Raw genomic sequence first — 21,185 nt, 5'->3', positions numbered from 1 at the left:
GCCCGTTGCACATTCCATTCATCTCCCGGCCCACCGGTCGCCCCAGAAGAGAACCATTGCCTATGAAGACAGTTATCCGGCAAGAGATTGCCCTGCCCGTCGGCCTGCTGACCCTGCTCTTTTTCAAGACGCTCGGCAGTGACCTGCTGACAGAGACAACTCCGCTCGGGATCTATCTTCCTGTGTCGGCGGGGCTGCTTGCCATCGTCACCTGGGCCATCTTCTCGGTGGTGCGCCACTCCGATGCCCTCGCCATCAAGCTGGGCGAACCCTTTGGCACCCTGATCCTCACTCTCTCGGTCATTTCGCTGGAGGTAGTGATGATCTCCTCGGTCATGCTGACCGGCGAGCCCAATCCGGTGATGGCCCGCGACACCATGTTCGCCGTAGTGATGCTGGTCACCAACGGTCTGGTCGGCTTCACCCTGCTGTTTGGCGGCTGGCGCTACCACACCCAGAGCTTCAATCTGGACGGGGTCAAATCCTATCTGGTGGCCATCATCCCGCTCGCCCTGCTCTGTCTGGTGCTGCCCAACTTCACCGAAGGGGGCACGGTTGGCAGCATGTCGCGCGCCATGTCATGGATGCTCATCACCATCTCGATCCTGCTCTACGTAGTCTTCCTGCTGATCCAGACCCGCAGCCACAGCCACTTCTTTGTTGACAGCGATCACGAGGATTACGAGGAGCATCACGGCCCGCTGCAGAGCAACGTCTATCACACCCTGCTGCTGCTCGCCTATCTGGTAGTGGTGATCCTGTTGGCCAAGACCCTGGCCATCCCCATCAACTACGGGGTCAAGGTGCTGTCAGCACCGCAGGCCCTCGGCGGCTTTATCGTGGCCTGTATCGTGCTGGCTCCCGAGGCGGTTGGCGCCATCAAGGCGGCCATCAACAATCAGCTGCAGCGGGCCATGAACCTCTACTTCGGCTCGGTGCTGGCCACCATAGCCCTCACCGTCCCGGCCGTGCTCTTTATCGGCTCCATGCTGGGTCAGGAGGTACGCCTCGGCCTCTCCGCTGCCGACATGGTGCTGCTCATCACTACGCTCATGGTGTGCAAGGTGACTTTCAGCAGCGGCCGTACCAATGTGCTGCACGGCGCCACCCATCTGGTGCTGTTCGTGGTCTATCTGTTCCTGATGTTCGAGCACCAGTGACCGACTATCACAGAGACGAAAAGACCGCCCGATTGGGCGGTCTTTTGTTATCAGCTACGGGATCTCACTGACGCCAGTGAAGCGGCGTCCCCCTCATCCCATACCCTTCTCCCGCCAGGGGAGAAGGGAGCTCAAGGCTTACAGGCTGGGCAGCACCCCGGCCGGGATCAGATCGTTGTAGCTGGCACGCCCCAGCAGCGCGGCCGCCGCCTCGATATCGGGGGCAAAGTAGCGATCTTTGTCGTAGAAGGGGACATGAGCGCGCAGCCGCCCCTTGGCCATTTCCACCCCGGCACTGGCCCGCAGCGGAGCACGGAAATCGAGCCCCTGCGCCGCCGCCAGCAGTTCCACCGCCAGAATGCCGCGGGTATTTTCCGCCATATCCGCCAGCCGGCGGCCGGCGAAGGTCGCCATGGAGACATGATCCTCCTGATTGGCGGAGGTGGGCAGGCTGTCTACCGAGGCTGGATGGGCCAGGGTCTTGTTCTCGGAGGCGAGCGCCGCCGAGGTGACCTGAGCGATCATGAAGCCGGAGTTGACCCCGCCATTGTTGACCAGAAACGCCGGCAGGCCGGACATCCGCGAGTCGATCAGCAGCGCCATCCGCCGCTCTGAAAGGGAACCGATCTCGGCGATGGCCAGCGCCAGATTATCGGCCGCAAAGGCCACCGGCTCGGCGTGGAAGTTGCCGCCAGAGATGATCTCCTCGTCATCGGCAAACACCAGCGGGTTGTCGGAGACCGAGTTGGCTTCGCACACCAACACCTCGGCCGCCTGACGGATCTGGGTCAGGCAGGCCCCCATCACCTGCGGCTGGCAGCGCAATGAGTAGGGATCCTGCACCTTCTCGCAATTGTGATGGGACATACCGATCTCGCTGAGATCCCCCAGCAGATGGCGATAGCAGGTAGCCGCATCAATCTGGCCACGCTGACCGCGTACCGCGTGAATGCGGGCATCGAACGGACGGCGGCTGCCAAGGGCCGCCTCCACGCTCATGGCACCGATGGTGATGGCTCCGGCGAACAGATCCTCGGCGTGGAACAGCCCTTCCAGCGCAAAGGCGGTGCTCGCCTGGGTGCCGTTGAGCAGCGCCAGCCCCTCTTTCGGTGCCAGCGCGATGGGCTCAAGCCCGGCGATCCGCAGCGCTTCGCTCGCATCGATCTCGCGCCCGTCGTGACGAGCCTTGCCTTCACCGATCAGCAGGCAGCTCATATGGGCCAGCGGCGCCAGATCGCCGGAGGCGCCGACGGAGCCCTTCTTCGGCACCAGCGGATAGACCTCGGCGTTGACCAGCTTCATCAGCGCCTCCAGCACCGCCAGCCGGATGCCGGAGAAGCCACGCGCCAGCGAGTTGAGCTTGAGCACCATCATCAACCGCACGGTGGCGTCATCCATATAGGTGCCGATGCCCGCAGCGTGGGAAAGCACGATGGATCGCTGCAGCTCGTCGAGCTGATCCACCGGGATCCGGGTGTTGGCCAGCAGGCCAAAGCCGGTGTTGATGCCGTACACCACGCGTCCCTGCTCGATCACTCGGGAGACAGTGGCGGCAGAGGTGTGGATCGCCGGCAACGCCGCCGGATCCAGTGCAATATGTACCGGTTCGCGGCTGACGCGGCGCAGGGTGGCAAGATCCAGCTCGCCCGGAGTAATAGTCAATTCAAACATGGTGTTACACCTTTCCTTTGACACCGTTGGCGCCGTCAATCATCGGCAGATCCAGTTTCGCCTCGCGGGCGCAGTTGATGGCAATCTCGTAGCCCGCATCCGCGTGACGCATCACCCCGGTAGCCGGGTCGTTGCGCAGCACGCGACCGACCCGCTGGGCGGCGTCATCGGTGCCGTCACAGACGATCACCACGCCGGAGTGCTGGGAGAAGCCCATGCCGACCCCGCCGCCGTGGTGCAGGGAGACCCAGGTCGCGCCGCCAGCGGTGTTGAGCAGGGCGTTGAGCAGCGGCCAGTCGGAGACGGCATCGGAGCCATCCATCATCGACTCGGTCTCGCGGTTCGGGCTCGCCACCGAGCCGGAATCCAGGTGATCGCGGCCGATGACGATGGGGGCTTTCAGCTCGCCATTCTTGACCATCTCGTTGAAGGCCAGGCCGAGGCGCACCCGATCCTTGACCCCGACCCAGCAGATCCGCGCCGGCAGGCCCTGGAAGGCGATGCGCTCGCGAGCCATGTCGAGCCAGTTGTGCAGGTGAGGATCATCAGGGATCAGCTCTTTCACCTTCTGGTCGGTCTTGTAGATATCTTCCGGATCGCCGGAGAGGGCCACCCAGCGGAACGGGCCAATCCCCTCGCAGAACAGCGGGCGAATGTAGGCCGGGACGAAGCCGGGGAAGTCGAAGGCGTTTTTCACCCCCTCCTCCAGCGCCATCTGGCGGATGTTGTTGCCGTAATCCAGGGTCGCCGCACCGCGGCTTTGCAGGGTCAGCATGGCCTCCACCTGACGGGCCATGGAGCGACGAGCGGCCAGATTCACCTCCTGCGGGGCACTCTGTTGCAGCTCGCGCCACTTTGCCACGCTCCAACCCTGCGGCAGGTAGCCGTGCACCGGGTCGTGGGCGGAGGTCTGGTCGGTCACCACGTCAGGGGTGATGCCACGGGCCACCAGCTCGGCGAACACATCGGCGGCGTTGCCGAGCAGACCGACGGAGACGGCGCTGCCGCTCTGCTTGGCCTCTTCGACCATGGCCAGCGCCTCATCCAGACTGTGAGCCTTCTTGTCCACATAACGGGTACGCAGACGAAAATCGATGCGGGTCTCGTCGCACTCCACGGCGATCATCGAGAAACCGGCCATGGTGGCGGCCAGCGGCTGGGCGCCGCCCATGCCGCCGAGACCACCGGTCAGGATCCAGCGCCCTTTGGGTTCACCGTTGAAGTGCTGATTGGCCACCGCGAAGAAGGTCTCGTAGGTGCCCTGCACGATCCCCTGGGTGCCGATATAGATCCACGAACCCGCAGTCATCTGGCCGTACATCATCAAGCCCTTCTTATCGAGCTCATTGAAGTGCTCCCAGTTGGCCCAGTGCGGCACCAGATTGGAGTTGGCGATCAGCACCCGCGGCGCATCCTTGTGGGTCTGGAACACCCCGACCGGCTTGCCGGATTGCACCAGCAGGGTCTGATCCTCCTCGAGCCGGGTCAGCACCTCGACGATCTTGTCAAAGCAGGCCCAGTTGCGGGCGGCGCGACCGATGCCGCCATAGACCACCAGCGACTGGGGATGCTCGGCCACCTCGGGATCCAGGTTGTTCATCAGCATCCGCAGCGGCGCCTCGGTGAGCCAGCTCTTGGCGGTCAGTTCGGTGCCGCGCGGGGGACGGATCACGCGGTTCGGATCATGACGGGGATCCTGCTGTTGCACAGACATACACACTCCTTGTTGTATCAATAGGGTGCCTTCGGCGACGGGCGGCCAAAGGGTTAACGGGTCAACAAATGAACCAGTCGCGCGGCCACGCGGGCACTGCGGTTGTCCTGATCCAGCGTCGGGTTGTACTCGGCCAGATCGGCAAGCCTCAGCTTGCCGCTGGCCCGGATATGGGCGATCAGTGGTTCGATCACCGCCAGCTCCACGCCACGGGCGGCGGGGGCACTCACTCCCGGCATCACGGCTCCGGGCAGCACATCAAGATCGATGGTCAGATAGAGGTGATCGCAATCGGCGATGAAGGCGTCCAGCCCGCCTAGCAAGGCTGGCAGCTCGGTCTGAGTCATCGCCTCGTCCAGCACATGCCACACTCCCAGCGCCTTGGCGCGGGCAAACAGGGCTTGGGTATTGGCGGTCTCGGCCACCCCGAGGCAGGCGTAGTGAAACGGTGTGCCCTGAGCGGCACACTGCTCGGCGATCTGGAAGAAGGGGGTGCCGGAGCTTGCCAGCTCCTGCTTCATCCGCAGGTCAAAGTGGGCGTCGAGGTTGATGATGCCTACCTTGCCACTGCCGCCCAGATGACTGTTAAGGCCGCTCCAGCTACCGAAGGCCACTTCGTGACCGCCCCCCAGCACCAGCGGGAAGTGGCCCAGTTCGAGCGCAGCGGCGACCCGCTCGGCCAGACGGCCGTGGGCGGCATCGAGATCCCCATCGGTACAGCTCACATCCCCGCCATCGTAGACGGGTCGATTCAGGTGCCAAGCGGTATTGGCCAGCAGCTTGCGCACCGCCAGCGGCGCACCGGCGGCGCCGACACGCCCCTTGTTGCGGCGCACCCCTTCGTCACAGGCAAACCCGAGCAGCACTACACCAGCTGCCTCTTGTGCCTCGGCAGCCCAGGGCTGCACCTTGTCATGCCAGCGCAGGGCCAGTTCACCATCTTCCGGATCCTGTCGTCCCTGCCAGAGCGACATGTCGACCGGGTTGAATTTATCCATGGAGGGTCTCCTCGCCGTTGAAGATGCGGCCAGCCAGCTGATCGACGCCGACCATGTAGCTCAACTCGGCCGGATGGGCGCAGTGCCAGATCAGGAAATCGGCCGCCATCCCCACCCTGAGCTGGCCAAGGCGCTCCTGCTCGCCAAGCGCTTTGGCGGCGTGGCGGGTCACCCCGACCATCGCCTCCACCGGAGTCAGGCCAAACAGGGTACAGGCCATGTTCATCGCCATCCGCAGCGAGACGATGGGGGCCGTGCCCGGGTTGATGTCGGAGGAGACCGCCATCGCCACCCCCGCCTTGCGCAGCGCGGCGACCGGCGGGAGTTTGGTCTCTTTGAGAAAATAGAAGGCGGTGGGCAGCAGGGTGGCAACTACGCCGCGCTGGGCCAGCGCCAAGATCCCCTGCGGATCCAGATACTCCAGATGATCCACCGAAAGGGCGCCGAAGTTGGCGGCGAGGGTGCTGCCACCAAGGTTGGAGAGCTGATCCATATGCCCTTTCACCGGCAGGCCGTATTGATCCGCCGCCAGATAGACCTGCTCGGTCTGGGCCAGCGAGAAGCCGATATGCTCGCAGAAGACATCCACCGCATCGGCCAGCCCCGCTTTGGCAGCGGCCGGGATAATCTCCTGACAGATGGTCTCGACCCAGCTGTCGGGGTCATCGCGATACTCCGGCGGCACCGCATGGGCCGCCAGCAATGTGGTCTTGACCCGGATCGGCAGCGCCTCTCCCAGCCTGCGGGCCACCCGCAGCATCTTGAGTTCATCATCCAGCGTCAGGCCATAGCCGGACTTAATCTCCACTGTGGTGACCCCTTCGCGGATCAGGGATTTCACCCTCGGCAGCGCCAGCTCAAAGAGCTGATCCTCGCTGGCGGTGCGGGTAGCACGCACCGTGCTGATGATGCCGCCGCCCCGGCGGGCGATCTCGGCATAGGGCACCCCCTGCTGACGAAGCTCGAACTCCTCGGCGCGACTGCCGGCAAAGACCAGATGGGTGTGGCAATCGATAAGGCCGGGAGTAACCAGCTTGCCCTGCATATCCAGCCAATGGGCGGGATACGGCCCCTTCAACTCGGCCATCGGCACCAGCGCGTGGATCTTGCCATCCTTCACGCCGATGGCATGGAGCGGCAGCAGACCGTAATCGGCCAGTCCGGCATTCAGGGTGGCGGGCGTCACGTTGAGCCAGACCCGCTCGCAGTTCAACAGTTCCTTGTTCATAGCGACCTCAAATGTATATACATATCCTTATAATCGATCCATCCGGCGAAAGAAAGAGTAGGATTCACAACCTGATAACAGCATCACGCTTAGAGTTTAAGCACAAAAAAGCCCACCAGAGGTGGGCTTGAGAAGAATCGATTTGTATAGACAATCAAGAAAGCTGCGCCTTGGAGCTCAGCTTGTAGCGAGAACCGGGGGAGAGCAATCTGGCGTAGGAGACCAGATGTCCTTCCGACCAAGTGCGCCTGTGCAACAATAGGCAGGGCGTATCCACGCGAATTTGCAACAATCCCGCCTCACCGGCACTCGGCAACACGGCTTCCACCACGTGCTCCATCTCCGACAGGGGGCAAAGCTCCATCAGATAGCGGTTGGGGGTCTGCTTCGTGAAATCCTGCTCGCCATAACCCGGCAGCCGCTCGGCATCGACGAACCGCTCCTCCAGCTGCAGCGGCTCGCCATCGGCCTGATGAACGATAAGGCTGTGGAAGATGGGGGCACCAACCCGCAGCCCAAGCTGCACCGCCACCTTCTCGTCGGCGGCCAGCCGCTGCAGCCGGATCACCCGGGCGCTGTATTCGCTGCCCCGCTCGGCAATCTCGTCGGCGATGTTGCGAATAGCCAGCAGCGGCGATTCGGTGCGCCGGTCCGCCACGAAGCTGCCGGAACCGGCGGTACGCACCAGCCACCCCTCGGCCACCAGTTCGCGCAGTGCCCGGTTGACCGTCATCCGGCTCACGGTGAACTGCTCGCACAGGGCCGCTTCGGTCGGGATCCTGTCCCCCGCCTGATAGTGGCGTTCGCGGATCCGATCCAGAATATGCTGCTTGATCTGCAGGTAGAGGGCGGGCGCCAACGGGATGCTCCTTAGCGCCGACGGTGGGGCGGACGCATGTCCGGCCAGGCGCGATAGACGTCGGGGATCTGATCCGGCCCGCTGATGCAGAGGTCGAGATCGTGCAGCAAGCCATCCTTGATCCCGTAGATCCAGCCGTGGACGGCCAGCTCCTGCCCCTTGCGCCAGGCGTTCTGGATGATGGTGGTATGACAGACGTTGGCCACCTGCTCGGCCACATTCAGCTCGCACAGATAGTCGAAGCGCTCGTGCTCATCTTCGATGGCCTCCAGCTCTTCACCATACTTGAAGTAGACATCCTTGATGTTGCGCAGCCAGTTGTCGATGAGCCCCAGCTCCTGATTCTGCATCGCCGCCTTGACCCCGCCGCAGCCATAGTGGCCGCAGACAATGATGTGCTTCACCTTGAGCACCTCGACCGCGTATTGCAGCACCGAGAGGCAGTTGAAATCGGTATGCACCACCAGATTGGCGACGTTGCGGTGAACAAAGACATCCCCCGGCAACAATCCCATCAGCTGGTTGGCGGGCACCCGGCTATCGGAGCAGCCGATCCAGAGGTATTCGGGAGCCTGCTGGGCAGAGAGGGTGGCAAAGAAGGCGGGATCTTCCGCTTTGATCCGCTCGGCCCACTCACGGTTATTGGTAAACAGGTCCTTCAACAGTTTCACTTCTGCTCTCCATCATGTGGCTGTGGCGGCAACATAACATACCCAAGGGTTATCTGGGCAAGCCCCGATTACCGGCGGTAGAAACAAAAACAGGGCCATCAGGCCCTGTTTTCAACGCGGAGGCATCAGGCCTCCATGGCATCTTTCAGCTTCTTGAGCGCGTTCTTCTCAAGCTGACGCACTCGCTCGGCAGAGACGCCGTAGGTATCGGCCAGCTCCTGCAGAGTGGTCTTGCTGTCATCGTCGAGCCAGCGGGCGCGGATGATGTGCTGGCTGCGCTCGTCGAGAGAAGAGAGCGCGGAGCTCAGACGACGGGTCGCATGATCGTCCCAGTTGTCGTTCTCGATGGTCGCGGCCAGATCGGAGGATTTGTCCTCCAGATAGTGAACCGGTGCGAAACCGCCCTCATCTTCATCATCGCCAACCAGATCGAACGCCTGATCGTAGTTGCTCATGCGCGCTTCCATCTCGGTCACGTCGCTCTCGGAAACCCCGAGATCGGCAGCCACGGCTTTCACCTCTTCGTGGTTCAGCCAGCCCAGACGCTTCTTGGATTTGCGCAGATTGAAGAAGAGCTTGCGCTGGGCCTTGGTGGTTGCCACCTTGACCATGCGCCAGTTGCGCAGAACATATTCGTGAATTTCGGCCTTGATCCAGTGCACGGCAAAGGAGACCAGACGCACGCCGACGCTCGGGTCGAAGCGCTTGACCGCCTTCATCAGACCGATGTTGCCTTCCTGTACCAGATCGGCCTGCGGCAGACCGTAACCGGCATAACTCTTGGCGACATGAACGACAAAGCGCAGGTGCGACATAACCAGCTGGCGGGCAGCCTCGAGATCGCCATCCTGCTGCAAACGCTCAGCCAGCTCACGCTCTTCCTCTGCGCTCAGCACCGGAATAGAGTTTACTGCCTGGATATAGCCTTCCAGACTACCTTGCGGAATCAAAGCCATAGTGCGCTGCAATGAAGTTCCCATCTGTTACCTCTTACTTTTCAATCAAACCAGTCTAACACCCCAAAAGGGACTGTCTACTGACCGGGTCTCATTCTGCGGCTTACATCATAGATCACAAGCCCAGCTTTAGACTGGCTTATCTTATGCCCGCAGGATGAATCATGAATGAACAGTCAAAAAAAGGGGGTCACAATGAAGGACCCCCGAAAAGTAGCATGCTAAGTCCATTGTTGCGGAGCTCGCAACCTTCACATGCTTGCCAAGTCTGACGAGCAAGGCATAGGGGCCACACTCGTATAAATTCGTTCAGCTATTTGACTGCTTATAAATCAGAAGGTTCACAGGATCCAGCAAAGATCCTGAAGATCGCCGTTATTCAGAATACTCCGAGAAGAGTGGCCAAGCCAGAAACGGCCACTCTTTTACTTGATCCGCTTCGCAAAATCCAGCAATTCACAATGTTGATAAATTAATCAGGAAGGCTCGATGTCGCGAATGTGGCGGTGAACCGAGAACCAGGAGGCAATCAGCCCCAGCAGAGCGCCCAGCAGGATCAGGTTCACCCCGTCCACCAGACCCATGCCAACCAGCTGGAAGTTACTGTTATACAAGCCCGCCAGCTCTTTCACCACCCCCTCGCTCCAGATCACCATCACCTCGGTCAGCCACCAGGCCAGCATGCCACCAATGACTCCGAACCAGATGCCGGTATAGAGGAAAGGACGGTGAATAAAGGCATCGGTCGCCCCCACCAGTTTCAGCACCTCGATCTCGGAGCGCTGGTTGAGGATGTTGAGGCGCAGGGTATTGCCGACTATCAGCAGCACGGCGGAGAGCAGCAGCACAGCGATACCGGTAATGGTGTGGCGCAGCAGGTTCATGATCCCCTGCAACCGGGTCAGCCACTGCAGATCCAGCTTGCCCTGTTCCACGCCATCCTCGTTGTTGAGCTTGCCGAGCAGCTCGGCGGCGCCTTCCGGATTCTGCCAGCGCGGATCCGGAATAACGCTCAGCACCGGTGGTAACGGGTTGCTGTCCAGATAATCGAGCGCATCGCCGAAGCCGGAGATCTCGCGAAACTCCCGCAGCGCATCGTCACGACTCATATAGGTGACCGAATCCACCTCGGGGTAGAGCAGGATCCTGTGCTGCAGGTCGAGAATGCTCTGTTCCGGCAGATCCTTGCGCAGATAGAGGGAGATCTGGGAGCTGGTCTGCCAGCTCCCCTCCACCACCTCGGCATTTTTCAGCAACACGTGGAAGCAGGAGGGCAGCGCCAGACTGACGCCGAGCACCGCCAGCGTCATCAGGGAAGCGAGCGGGTTGCGCCACAGCTCACCCAGACTGGCAAACGCCTGACGCACGTGATCAACCCCGTACATCATGAGGCGGCGCAGCGGCGGCTGCTTGTGACGAACGATAGCCATCAGAGCTCCTCCCCGGCCGAATACATCCGCCCCGCCTTGAGGGTCAGGGTGCGATAGCGCATGCGGGCGATGAGCCCCAGATCGTGAGTGGCGATCAGTACGGAGACGCCGAAGCGGTTGAACTCCTCGAACAACCGCATGATATCCATGGAGAGCTGGGGATCCAGGTTACCGGTCGGTTCGTCAGCGAGCAGCAACGGCGGCTTGTTGACGATGGCACGGGCGATGCCGACCCGCTGCTGTTCACCACCGGAGAGCATGCGCGGCTGGTAGCGCTCCTTGCCGAGCAGCCCCACCTTGTCCAGCGCCGCAGCGACCCGCTTGTTGATGTCCGCATGGCTGTAGCCATCGATCACCAGCGGCAACGCCACGTTGTCGAACACGGTGCGGTCCATCAGCAACCGGTGATCCTGAAAGATCATTCCGATCTGGCGGCGCACATAGGGGATCTGGCTGCGCTGGATATGGCTGACATCGTCGCCATGAAAGAAAACGCGGCCATCGGTCGGTCGCTCCATCACGCTGATCAGTTTGAGGAGGGTACTCTTGCCCGCCCCCGAGTGTCCGGTCAGGAAGGCCATCTCCCCCTTGCGCAGGTGAAAGCTGACCTTCTGCAGCGCCTGATGGCCACCGCTGTATACCTTGCTGACCTTGTCAAAACGAATCATAACGGTTCCCTGACATTGACAAACCCCGACCGAAGTCGGGGCATGGGATGCTTACTCATCGCGACTAAACAGGGCCTCGATAAAGTCGTTGGCGACAAAGGGACGCAGATCGTCGATCCCCTCGCCCACCCCGATATAGCGGATCGGGATCTGGAACTTGTCGGCTACCGCGAAGATGACGCCGCCCTTGGCCGTGCCATCCAGCTTGGTGAGGGTGATACCAGTCAGGCCTACCGCCTCGCTGAACAGCTTGGCCTGGCTCAGGGCGTTCTGGCCGGTGCCGGCATCCAGAGTCAGCATGATCTCGTGGGGCGCCTCTTCGTCCAGCTTCTTCATCACCCGCACCACCTTCTTGAGCTCCTCCATCAGGTTGCTCTTGTTCTGCAGGCGGCCAGCGGTATCGGCGATCAGCACGTCGGCCCCGCGGGAGCGGGCAGCCTCGATGGCGTCATAAATAACGGAAGCGGAGTCGGCGCCGGTGTGCTGGGCAATCACCGGAATATTGTTGCGCTGACCCCACACCTGCAGCTGCTCGACCGCAGCGGCACGGAAGGTGTCGCCCGCGGCCAGCATCACGCTCTTGCCCTCGGCCTGGAACTGCTTGGCCAGCTTGCCGATGGTGGTGGTCTTGCCGACGCCGTTCACACCGACCATCAGGATCACGTAAGGCTTTTTGCTGGTGTCGATCACCAGCGGCTGCTCCACCTTGGCCAGCATCTCGCCCATGTCCTGCTTGAGCAGGCCGTAGAGCGCCTCGGCATCCTTGAGCTGCTTGCGGTCCGCGTGCTGCACCAGCCCCTCGATGATACGGGTGGTGGTGTCGACGCCGAGATCGGCGGTCAGCAGCTGGGTCTCCAGCTCTTCGAACAGCTCATCGTCGATCTTCTTGCCACGGAACAGGCCGAAGAAACCGGAACCGATATTCTCCTTGGTGCGCACCAGACTGCGCTTGAGGCGAGCAAAGAAGCCCTCCCGCTGCGGCTTGTCCTGGGTGTCGTCGTCCACCTTGGCGGCCAGCGGCAGAGCGGCCAGGGCGGCGGCCTCAGCCTCCATCGCAGCGACCAGGCGCATATCTTCCGCTCGCTGGGCCTCTTTGGCGATACGGGCTTCTTCCGCAGCCTGAGCTTCAGCGGCAATACGAGCCTCTTCCGCCGCATGGGCTTCAGCAGCAATACGCGCCTCTTCCGCCGCACGGGCTTCAGCAGCAATACGCGCCTCTTCTGCCGCACGGGCTTCAGCAGCAATACGCGCCTCTTCCGCCGCACGGGCTTCAGCAGCAATGCGAGCCTCTTCTGCAGCACGGGCTTCGGCAGCGATACGAGCCTCTTCCGCAGCGCGGGCTTCAGCAGCAATACGAGCCTCTTCCGCAGCGTGAGCTTCAGCAGCAATGCGAGCCTCTTCCGCAGCACGGGCTTCAGCAGCAATACGCGCCTCTTCCGCAGCGTGAGCTTCAGCAGCAATACGCGCCTCTTCCGCGGCACGGGCTTCAGCGGCAATACGCGCCTCTTCCGCAGCATGAGCTTCAGCAGCAATGCGAGCCTCTTCTGCGGCTTTAACCTCGGCGGCAACACGGGCTGCTTCAGCAGCTTGCGCCTCTGCGGCGGCACGCTCCTCTTCTGCCATCAGGGATTCGTTGACGATCACCGGCTCCAGATCGGAGGCGCACTCCTCCACCACCAGCGAACCATGATCATCCAGCTCGGTTGGCGGGCAGCAATCATCGTGCAAAACGGGATTCTGTGCGCTGGCGGGCACTTCGGGTGCAACGGCCGGCGTACTATCGGAAACAATCACATCGGAAACGGGAGCGGGGGTAGCAGTGACCTCAGGCTCAGCGGTAATCGGGGTGGCTTGGGGTGTCTGTGGTTGGACAGCCTCAGCCTCTTCTTTCTTGCGGCCGAAACCCAGCCAGGAAAACAAACCTTTTGCCATCTAAAAAATACTCACTTCGTTGGCTGACTGCTAAGATAGCCGTCCCTTGGCGGGTCGGCATAAAAATGAACCGCCTTATACTACCACTTTATTTTCTGACGATGAAACGCGATGCCCAGAGTGAAATCCAGCCGTAGCAACCCGAGCAAAAGCCCTGCCCCGCAAGGAAAATCAGGCTTTGTAAGAATCATCAGCGGCCAGTGGCGAGGCCGCAAATTGCCGGTCAAGGATGTGGAAGGGCTCAGACCCACCACGGATCGCGTCAAAGAGACCATCTTCAACTGGCTGGCTCCCCACATCCGCGGCACCCGCTGCCTCGACCTGTTTGCCGGCAGCGGCGGCCTTGGTCTGGAGGCGCTGTCGCGCTACGCAGAGCAGGTCACCCTGATCGAGATGGACAGAGGGGCTGCAGAGCAGATCAAAAAGAATCTGGCCACTCTCGGCAGCACGCAGGGTCAGGTATTCCAGACCGATGCAGTGAGCTGGCTGCAAGGCCCGGCGACACCATTTGATCTGGTGTTCCTCGATCCGCCATTTCGTCGGGATCTGCTGCCGCAAGTTTGCGAACTGCTGGAACAGCGCGGCTGGCTGGCCCCCGATGCCCTCATCTATCTGGAGCGGGAGAAGGAGATGGCCGATCTGGCGCTGCCCGCCAGCTGGCAGTTACTCAAGGACAAACAAGCAGGCCAGGTCTGCTATCAACTCTATGTAAGGGAGGTAAACAATGAAGCGGATATTTAATCTGCTGGCGATGGGGCTGGTGCTGTTCTTCTGGTTTGGCGTGCTGATGAGTCTTATCGCCCCCCTGCCCGGCAAACTGAACGGCTTTTTGCCGGTCTGCGGCGTGATTGTCGCCCTGTTCCACTGGCTACAGGCCAGCATGATCAAGGCTGCCTGCAAACGCTACTTCGAAGTGACCAAGGCCGAGTTTGTCGGCGTGCTGGTCTTCGGCGTATTCGGCATGGTGGATATTCGCCATCGCCTGCAGGAGATTGTCAGTGCTGCCCAGCGACCAAAAAATCAGGATCAGGCATAAAAGAAAAGGGGACGGCTTTCGCCGTCCCCTATAGTCGTGTCGTCCTGTCCGTAGAACTGCAATGCTCCCTGCAATCCCTGACGTTATCCTAATCCCTTGGAATATCCCCTTTCCAATCCGTTGGCGTGTCCTCAGCCTTCCTGGCTTGGCAATTCATCCCGAACTGCTTCACTGTCTCCGTCCTGGAGGTGTCCATTACCACGTCCTGTGGGGTTCCTTGCGTCTTCCTGACCGATAACCATCCGGGTTATCTCGCTTCATCCTGAAGAATCCTGCCCGCATCCAGCGAGTTCCTGCTCATCCTGAAGAACGATGTCCTGTTCGTCCTGCTCTCGTCCTGAGAGTATCCCTGCCGCATCCCACGGTGTTCCCTCGTTCATCCGTGACGACAGTCATCCAGACCATCGAACTCATCCTGAGGTGTCCCTGTTCGCATCCTGCGAACTATTCCATCTTTATGCGCTGCTCTGCGTCCTGCAGAACCAGCTCCGTCCTTGTGAGACCCATAGTAAAGCGTTGCCGGATCAGAACAAGGGGGATTTCTGGAGAAAGATCCTGCCAACCGTTTATCAGACAAAGTGGACTGCAAACATAACGAATTAAAATCAATAACTTATTTAGTTTCAATGGAAAGTGGACTCCACCCTGACTAGCTTCGCGCACGGGTTAAAGCGCCAGCCTCCTACAGCAGCTATGGCAGATCTCTTACACGGCAATCCTGCACCGGAATGGCCAGGGAAAACGGTTCAATTTCGCCGTAAAAGCTTAAAAATAAGTTGAATAAATATGCTCAAAAAAACCGCAAAAAAAAGCCGGCACTGGGGCCGGCTATTTGCGATTTTCACTATGGTGCCAAACGTACCGTTCAGCTCACCCGATTGCCTGGGTTGAGATAGGCTCTGCGCAGCGACTCGGGTGCCAGCACCTCCAGCTCGCCACCGATATTGTTCAACCAGCTGCGAAACTCCGGGGTGTCCTGCACTTCGGTCTCCACCACCACACTGCGCTTGTCGTAGCGGGTCATGCGCGGGTTGTTGCCCGGGATCTGGTTATCCACCAGCGACTGGCTGTTGGCATCGATCCGGCCGACGAAGCGGATCGGGCCGCTCACATCCTGATAGCCCTGATCGCGGATCAGCTTCTGGATATTGAAATCCTTCGGCTGGGTGGCGCTGAAGTTGGTCAGCTCCACGTTCTTGATATGGTCAAACGGGATGCCGTAGACCTTGGGATCCAGCTCGGACAGGGTACAGAGCAGGATCGGACCGTCCGGCTGATTGAGAATGCCGAGCGGATTGATTCGGTCGTAGCAGAGCCACACGGTGCGCTCTTTGATCACCCGCTGGATCTCGGCGCTGAACTTGCGGCCACGCCACAAGGCATCGCGGATCAGAGTGCTGCGGCGGATCTCCGGGTTGCCGGCAAACGGGCGCGGCGACTGGTGGACACTCTCCAGCCAGCGTTCGGCCAATTCACTCTGGCTGTCGCGGATCACCTGACTGGCCTTGTCGACCAGTGGGTTCAATTCGGTCAGCACACTCGCGGGCAACAGCTGGCTAGCCTGGTCGCTCCAGGTTTTCAGCGCAACGGCCAGCGAGAGCGGCATGATATTGGCAAAGTCATTGAGGCCGTGGCGCTCGAAGCACCAGCCATGGGGTTTGCTGCGTTCATCCGAGGTGAGGTCGAACAGTCCCATGCCGGACATCTCTTCCAGGTCCCGTTGCACGGTACGCAGACTGACGTGGATACCTTCCTCTTCCAGTTTTACCTGAAGTTGGCTGGCGGTCAGCTTGTAAGGGCGGTGCGGGATGCAACGCGCCAAGGTCAGTTGTCGTAACAGCTTCTTACTCATGGTGCATGCCTTCACTGGTTTAGCGTTGACTGTATGCTAAGGGCATCTTGCGACAGTCTATGTCGCAAGTTTTGCCGCGACAACTGTCGCCATTTTCATACAAAACGCACTATGTGATTGATTTATAAATAAAAACAATCAGTAAGGAAGGCTAAAAACTGAAAAGATTTGCAGAAAAAACATCAAATTAAAGCTCTGCATCAAATGAATGAGGCAGCATAAAAAACCACTCAATCAATGATTAACAGCCAATCGTATAAAAAGAGGAGGAGAAAGCTCTCCTCCTCACCGGATTTACATCAGCCATGACCAGGGCGACTTGGTGACAGCGGCGCCAACCATATAGCCAAACACTGCCAGTGCAGCCAAGCCGGCCAACAGCTTCTGGCCACGGGCCGGACGCTTGAGCGCCATGACACCCAGACCGATATAGAGCACCAGAGCAATCAGCTTGGCCAGCAGCCAGGGTTGCTGGCCCGGGCTCAGCTGCAGTGCCACCGCCAGCAGAACACCGAGTAGCAGCAGGAAGGTGTCGTTGATATGGGGCAGGATCTTCAGCCACTTCTGCTGCAACCGCGCGCTGCCGGACAGTGCCAGACTCCAGCGGTAGGCAAACAGCAGCAGGCTGACCAGCGCCAGCGTCATGTGCAGGTGTTTGAGCATGGGATAATAGGCAATCATTTTGCTTCCTTGTCGTCGTCGGGTAGCCCGCTATTCCAGTTGTGGGCATGAATACGCTCCTGCCCCTCCTCATCGTCTTGCAGCAGATCGGAGAGGATCTCCCGGTATTGCAGGCTCTTGTTGATATAGGTGTGTTCGTCGTCGAGATAGTTGACCTGCTCGCGCAGCAACCAGTTGTCGTGCTGTTTGAAGGTCTGGCCCGCTCGCCATGCCTGGTTGGCGCGAAAACCGAGTTGAGTCAGGGCTTCCACCCCCAGATCCACGGCCGATCCCAGCGTCTCCCGATACACGCTGTCGACACCGTGGCGCAGGATCTCGTGGGCATGGGGACGATCCTGCGCCCGCGCCAGGATCTTCAGATGGGGAAAGTGCTTCTGCACCATCTCGATCACCGCCAGCGAAGTAGCGCTGTCGTTAATGGAGAGCACCAGCAACTTGGCCTTGTGAGCGCCGGCGGCATGGAGCAGATCAAGGCGACTGGCATCGCCATAGAAGACCTGATAGCCATATTTGCGCAGCGTCTCTATCTGGCTGGCGTCCTGCTCGAGGATGGTGGTGCCGATGCCGTGCCCGTGCAGCAAACGCCCCACGATCTGACCAAAACGACCGAAGCCCGCGATGATCACCGGATGCTCCACCAATTCGGGTTGCTCATGCTGCGGCACCTCGCTCTGATTACGGTAATCGAACCAGGGCTGGATCACCCGATCGTTGAGGATCAGCAGCAGCGGGGTCAGCGCCATGGAAAGCGCAACCACCAGCGTCAGCAGGGAGATGGTCTCGCCGGGCAGCACCCGGTTTTGCGCGGCAAACGAAAAGAGCACGAACGCAAACTCACCGCCCTGGGCGAGCGCCAGCCCGAACTGGTCCAGCGCTGGCTCGGCGAGATACGCAAGACAAAGCCAAGCGCCATCAACACCAGCCATTTGAGCACCATCAGCCCCACCACCAGCGTCGGGATGAGGAAAGGGTGTTCGGCAAACAGGCCAAAGTTGATGCCCGCCCCCACCGACATGAAGAAGAGGCCAAGCAGCAAGCCCTTGAACGGTTCTATGTCCGCCTCCAGTTCATGACGGTATTCGCTGTCGGCCAATACCACGCCAGCGAGGAAAGAGCCGAGAGCGGGCGAGAGGCCGACCGACTCCATCAGCACGGCGATGGCGATCACCAGCAGCAGGGCGGCGGCGACGAAGATCTCCCGCATGTGGGACTGGGCAATGGCCCGGAACACCGGCCGCATCAGGTAGTGGCCACCCAGCACAATGCCGGAGATGGCCGCCACCACCAGCAGACCGTGTTGCCAGCCCGCCAGCTCGGAGCTGCCGCTGTTGCTCACCGGCGCCATGGCCAGTAGCGGCAGGATCGCCAGGATAGGAATAACGGCGATGTCCTGAAACAGCAGCACGGCAAAGGCGGAGCGACCGCTCTCGCTCTGCATCAACTTGCGCTCCTGCAGGCTCTGCAACACGATGGCGGTGGAGGAGAGCGCCAGAATCAGGCCGATGGCCAGCCCCTGTTGCAGCGGCAGACCGATCAGGTGCGCCACGCCGGTCAGCGCTGCCGTGGTAAGCAACACCTGCAGGCCACCGGTGCCGAGGATCGGCCCCTTCAGCTGCCACAAGAGGGCCGGGCGTAATTCAAGACCGACCAGAAACAGCATCAGCACCACGCCAAACTCGGCGAAGTGCATCACATCCTTCTGCTCCCCCACCAGCCCCAGCAGGAAGGGGCCTATGATGATCCCCGCCAGCAGATAGCCAAGCACCGAACCGAGCCCCCAGCGCTTGGCCAGCGGCACCGCGATAACCGCTGCCGAGAGATAGATAAAGGCATCAAACAGGATCCCGTGGCCCATCAGTCAGCCCTCCGTTTCAACGTCTGACTCGGCTCATAAGCTCGGCCAAAATGCAGCCCATGTTTCATCAGAGCACCTCCAGCAGATCGCGCAGATAGGGGCGGCTGGCCAGCAGCTCCGGCGTGAGTTGCTCGTCACGCAACGCCGTCAGCAGCTGGCGATAATCCTGACCGCAGCGGCGCAGGGCGGCGGGATCCTTGATCTTGTGGAACGAGTGGAGCGCAAAAGGCGGCAGCCAGCTCATGCCACACAATCTGGCCGCCTGTTGAAAGGGCAGCAGAAAATCGAGCAGCGGCCGACTGTTGTACCCCTCGCTGCAGTAAGACTCCGGCGCACCACCTGTGGTGATGGCGCTCAGCCACTGCTTGCCCTTGAGGGCATGAGCCTCGGGGCCGTAGGCGTAGCCATACTCCAGCACCAGATCCATCCACTCCTTCATGATGGCCGGGCAGGAGTACCAGTAAAACGGGTGCTGAAAGACGATGATATCGTGCTCCGACAGCAGCGCTTGCTCCCGCTTAACATCGATGAACATGTCGGGATAGTGGTGGTAGAGATCGTGAACCGTGACCCCCTCCAATCCCTCAATCGCCTGCAACAGCTGCTTGTTGGCCCGCGAGCCCTGCAAGGCGGGATGGGAAAAAATAACCAGAATGCGTTTCATGACAACATCACCCGAACAAGCGCCAGAGCTGGCGCGATAAAAGAGAAAAGGGGTGTGACAGACGTATCGTAAAGATGCACAGGAAAGCGACCTTATCAGGAAGCACCGTGGCCTGCCAACTCGGGGATCAGCTCCCGCAGCGCCGGATTGAGGGTCTGATGAGCGGGGTAACAAAGCCCGATCCGGCGAAACATCCGTGGCCCGCTCACCGGCAAGGTACAGAGCCCCGCCTCATCCTCCACCAGCCCGTCCGGCAGAAAGCTGATGCCGACCCCGGCCAGCACCAGCGCCATCACCAACCCCTTGCTCTCGGCCTTGGCCACCAGATTGAGGGTAAGCCGGTCACAGGCCAGCAGGCCTATGGTCTGTTGATGAGCTTCACAGGGTGGGCACTCAATAAAATCATAATGTTGCAGCTCGGCCAGCTCGATTTTCTCGCGGCAGGCCAGGGGATGGTCGACCGGCACGCAGAGCACGTAATCCTCCTCCCAGAGCGGCAGAAAGATCTCGTCCTCCCGGCGCAGAGCGTCCAGCGTCAGCCGACAGTCGGCTGGCGTGCCGTAATCGGAGAGAGTGAGATCCAGCTCGGGCAGTACCGTCTGTACCCGTTGCAGCAACCCCGCCACCCGACGCCGGCTCAGGTCGGGCATGATGGCGATATTGAGCCTCGCACGCGTCGCTTTCTGGCGAAACAACTCCGGCAGACGACGCGCCTCCTCCACCAGCTTGACCGCATGGGGATAGAGATAGTGGGCAGGATCGCGCGCCTCCACCCCCTTCTTGCCGCGGATGAAGAGGCTGTCACCGAGCGCCTCTTCCAACTGGCGCAGCCCAGCCGAGAGAGAAGGCTGGCTGACATGGCAGCGTTCGGCCGCCGCCGTGATGTTCTTCTCTTCATAGATGGCGATGAAGAAACGCAGCAGTCGCAAATCCAGCATAAACCCAACCATAGTTTTTTCAGATGATAACCAGCGGAAAACAATATTTATCACTTATAGATGCAGTGACTATAGTGACCCTGTTCCGCGCTGGCCAGCAGCTTGTTGGCTCAAACCGACTATCGAATCTGAAGGAAAAAATCATGTCCAAAGCTCTCGTCGTTATCACCGGGGCCTCTGCCGGGATCGGTGCCGCCATCGCCCGCGCATTCTCTGCCGCTGGCCATCCCCTGCTGTTGCTGGCCCGCCGGGTCGAGCCGATGCAGGCACTCGGTCTGCCCAATACCCTCTGCATCGGGGTCGATGTGACCGACACCGCCGCCATGAAGGCCGCTGTCCAGCAGGCGGAAGCCAAATTTGGCCCGGTCGGCTGCATGGTCAACAACGCCGGCGTCATGCTGCTGGGTCAGGCTGACGTGCAGGATCCGGCCGAGTGGCAGCAGATGCTCAACATCAACGTGATGGGGGTGCTGAACGGCGTCCATGCGGTACTGGCCGGGATGAAGGAGCGCCGCAGTGGCACCATCATCAACATCAGTTCCATCGCCGGTCGCAAGACCTTCCCGAACCATGCCGCCTACTGCGCCACCAAGTTCGCCGTCCACGCCCTGACCGAGAACATCCGCGAAGAGGTGGCCGATGTCGGCGTGCGGATGGTGACCATAGCTCCGGGCGCAGTCGAGACCGAGCTGCTCAGCCACACCACTGACGAAAGCATCAAGGCCGGTTATCACGACTGGAAAGATCAGATGGGTGGCGTCATTGCGCCGGAAGTGATCGCCGATGCCGTGCTCTACGCCTGGAACCAGCCAGCCAACGTCTGCGTGCGCGAGATCGTGCTGGCGGCCACCCGTCAGCAACCTTAATCTGCG

The 21,185-nt window shown here is 60.7% G+C and carries 18 protein-coding genes and 1 pseudogene; 4 read left to right on the top strand and 15 right to left on the bottom strand.

The window, feature by feature from the left end; all coding sequences use genetic code 11:
- Positions 1-62 precede the first annotated feature (62 nt).
- Complete coding sequence (locus WE862_RS06020) at positions 63-1,160, top strand: calcium:proton antiporter (RefSeq protein ID WP_042032262.1); 1,098 nt, start codon at positions 63-65, stop codon at positions 1,158-1,160.
- 138 nt (positions 1,161-1,298) lie between these two features.
- Here WE862_RS06020 and hutH read toward each other — a convergent pair whose 3' ends face one another.
- From hutH to ftsY, 10 genes are all read right to left on the bottom strand, one after another.
- Positions 1,299-2,831 (bottom strand): histidine ammonia-lyase, encoded by a 1,533-nt coding sequence (hutH, locus tag WE862_RS06015; RefSeq protein WP_042032263.1) that lies wholly within the window; start codon positions 2,829-2,831, stop codon positions 1,299-1,301.
- Between the two features lie 4 nt (positions 2,832-2,835).
- Positions 2,836-4,545, bottom strand: coding sequence for a urocanate hydratase (gene hutU, locus WE862_RS06010; protein ID WP_042032264.1), 1,710 nt, complete (start codon positions 4,543-4,545; stop codon positions 2,836-2,838).
- 53 nt (positions 4,546-4,598) lie between these two features.
- Positions 4,599-5,543 carry a formimidoylglutamase gene (hutG, locus tag WE862_RS06005; RefSeq protein WP_042032265.1) on the bottom strand — a complete coding sequence of 315 codons (945 nt, stop codon included), beginning with the start codon at positions 5,541-5,543 and terminating at the stop codon, positions 4,599-4,601.
- Positions 5,536-6,771 (bottom strand): imidazolonepropionase, encoded by a 1,236-nt coding sequence (hutI, locus tag WE862_RS06000; RefSeq protein WP_042032266.1) that lies wholly within the window; start codon positions 6,769-6,771, stop codon positions 5,536-5,538. The genes hutG and hutI overlap by 8 nt, the downstream gene beginning before the upstream one ends.
- A 154-nt stretch (positions 6,772-6,925) precedes the next feature.
- Entirely contained in the window at positions 6,926-7,630 is a 705-nt protein-coding gene (gene hutC, locus WE862_RS05995; protein ID WP_042032267.1) for a histidine utilization repressor, read from the bottom strand.
- 11 nt (positions 7,631-7,641) lie between these two features.
- Positions 7,642-8,301 carry a carbonate dehydratase gene (can, locus tag WE862_RS05990; RefSeq protein WP_033112576.1) on the bottom strand — a complete coding sequence of 220 codons (660 nt, stop codon included), beginning with the start codon at positions 8,299-8,301 and terminating at the stop codon, positions 7,642-7,644.
- Between the two features lie 125 nt (positions 8,302-8,426).
- Complete coding sequence (gene rpoH, locus WE862_RS05985) at positions 8,427-9,281, bottom strand: RNA polymerase sigma factor RpoH (protein ID WP_041209606.1); 855 nt, start codon at positions 9,279-9,281, stop codon at positions 8,427-8,429.
- 452 nt (positions 9,282-9,733) lie between these two features.
- Positions 9,734-10,687 (bottom strand): permease-like cell division protein FtsX, encoded by a 954-nt coding sequence (ftsX, locus tag WE862_RS05980; RefSeq protein WP_041209605.1) that lies wholly within the window; start codon positions 10,685-10,687, stop codon positions 9,734-9,736.
- Positions 10,687-11,355, bottom strand: a complete 669-nt coding sequence (gene ftsE, locus WE862_RS05975) for a cell division ATP-binding protein FtsE (protein ID WP_033112579.1) — start codon at positions 11,353-11,355, stop codon at positions 10,687-10,689. The genes ftsX and ftsE overlap by 1 nt, the downstream gene beginning before the upstream one ends.
- Before the next feature lie 51 nt (positions 11,356-11,406).
- A complete protein-coding gene (gene ftsY / locus WE862_RS05970) occupies positions 11,407-13,287 on the bottom strand; it encodes a signal recognition particle-docking protein FtsY (protein WP_339058711.1) in 1,881 nt (626 codons plus the stop codon).
- Positions 13,288-13,398: 111 nt separating this feature from the next.
- Between ftsY and rsmD the strand changes: the two genes are divergently transcribed.
- Positions 13,399-14,028 (top strand): 16S rRNA (guanine(966)-N(2))-methyltransferase RsmD, encoded by a 630-nt coding sequence (gene rsmD / locus WE862_RS05965; protein ID WP_042032269.1) that lies wholly within the window; start codon positions 13,399-13,401, stop codon positions 14,026-14,028.
- Positions 14,012-14,323: a DUF1145 domain-containing protein gene (locus tag WE862_RS05960; protein WP_042032270.1), complete on the top strand. Its 312-nt coding sequence runs from the start codon at positions 14,012-14,014 to the stop codon at positions 14,321-14,323. Before rsmD ends, WE862_RS05960 begins: the two co-directional genes overlap by 17 nt.
- Before the next feature lie 865 nt (positions 14,324-15,188).
- Here the strand turns inward: WE862_RS05960 and WE862_RS05955 are convergent.
- The 5 genes and pseudogenes from WE862_RS05955 to WE862_RS05935 all read right to left on the bottom strand — a co-directional run bounded on the left by WE862_RS05955 (position 15,189) and on the right by WE862_RS05935 (position 20,313).
- The gene (locus tag WE862_RS05955) at positions 15,189-16,175 is read right to left on the bottom strand and encodes a helix-turn-helix transcriptional regulator (protein ID WP_033112583.1); all 987 of its coding nucleotides are present in this window, start codon (positions 16,173-16,175) and stop codon (positions 15,189-15,191) included.
- A gap of 294 nt (positions 16,176-16,469) precedes the next feature.
- Positions 16,470-16,856 (bottom strand): SirB2 family protein, encoded by a 387-nt coding sequence (locus tag WE862_RS05950; RefSeq protein WP_042032271.1) that lies wholly within the window; start codon positions 16,854-16,856, stop codon positions 16,470-16,472.
- Positions 16,853-18,711, bottom strand: a pseudogene (locus tag WE862_RS05945) (monovalent cation:proton antiporter-2 (CPA2) family protein). The gene WE862_RS05950 and the pseudogene WE862_RS05945 overlap by 4 nt, the downstream one beginning before the upstream one ends.
- Positions 18,712-18,778: 67 nt before the next feature.
- The gene (locus WE862_RS05940; RefSeq protein WP_042032273.1) at positions 18,779-19,375 is read right to left on the bottom strand and encodes an NAD(P)H-dependent oxidoreductase; all 597 of its coding nucleotides are present in this window, start codon (positions 19,373-19,375) and stop codon (positions 18,779-18,781) included.
- Positions 19,376-19,470: 95 nt separating this feature from the next.
- Positions 19,471-20,313, bottom strand: coding sequence for a LysR family transcriptional regulator (locus WE862_RS05935; protein ID WP_042032274.1), 843 nt, complete (start codon positions 20,311-20,313; stop codon positions 19,471-19,473).
- A gap of 143 nt (positions 20,314-20,456) precedes the next feature.
- On the opposite strand from WE862_RS05935, the gene WE862_RS05930 reads away from it, so the two are divergent.
- Positions 20,457-21,179 carry an SDR family oxidoreductase gene (locus tag WE862_RS05930; protein ID WP_042032275.1) on the top strand — a complete coding sequence of 241 codons (723 nt, stop codon included), beginning with the start codon at positions 20,457-20,459 and terminating at the stop codon, positions 21,177-21,179.
- Positions 21,180-21,185 lie beyond the last annotated feature (6 nt).

Source organism: Aeromonas jandaei, from assembly GCF_037890695.1.
Classification (GTDB): Bacteria; Pseudomonadota; Gammaproteobacteria; order Enterobacterales; family Aeromonadaceae; genus Aeromonas; species Aeromonas jandaei.
Note: the sequence above shows the minus strand (reverse complement) of the source record. Positions and strands in the feature narration are given on the sequence as shown.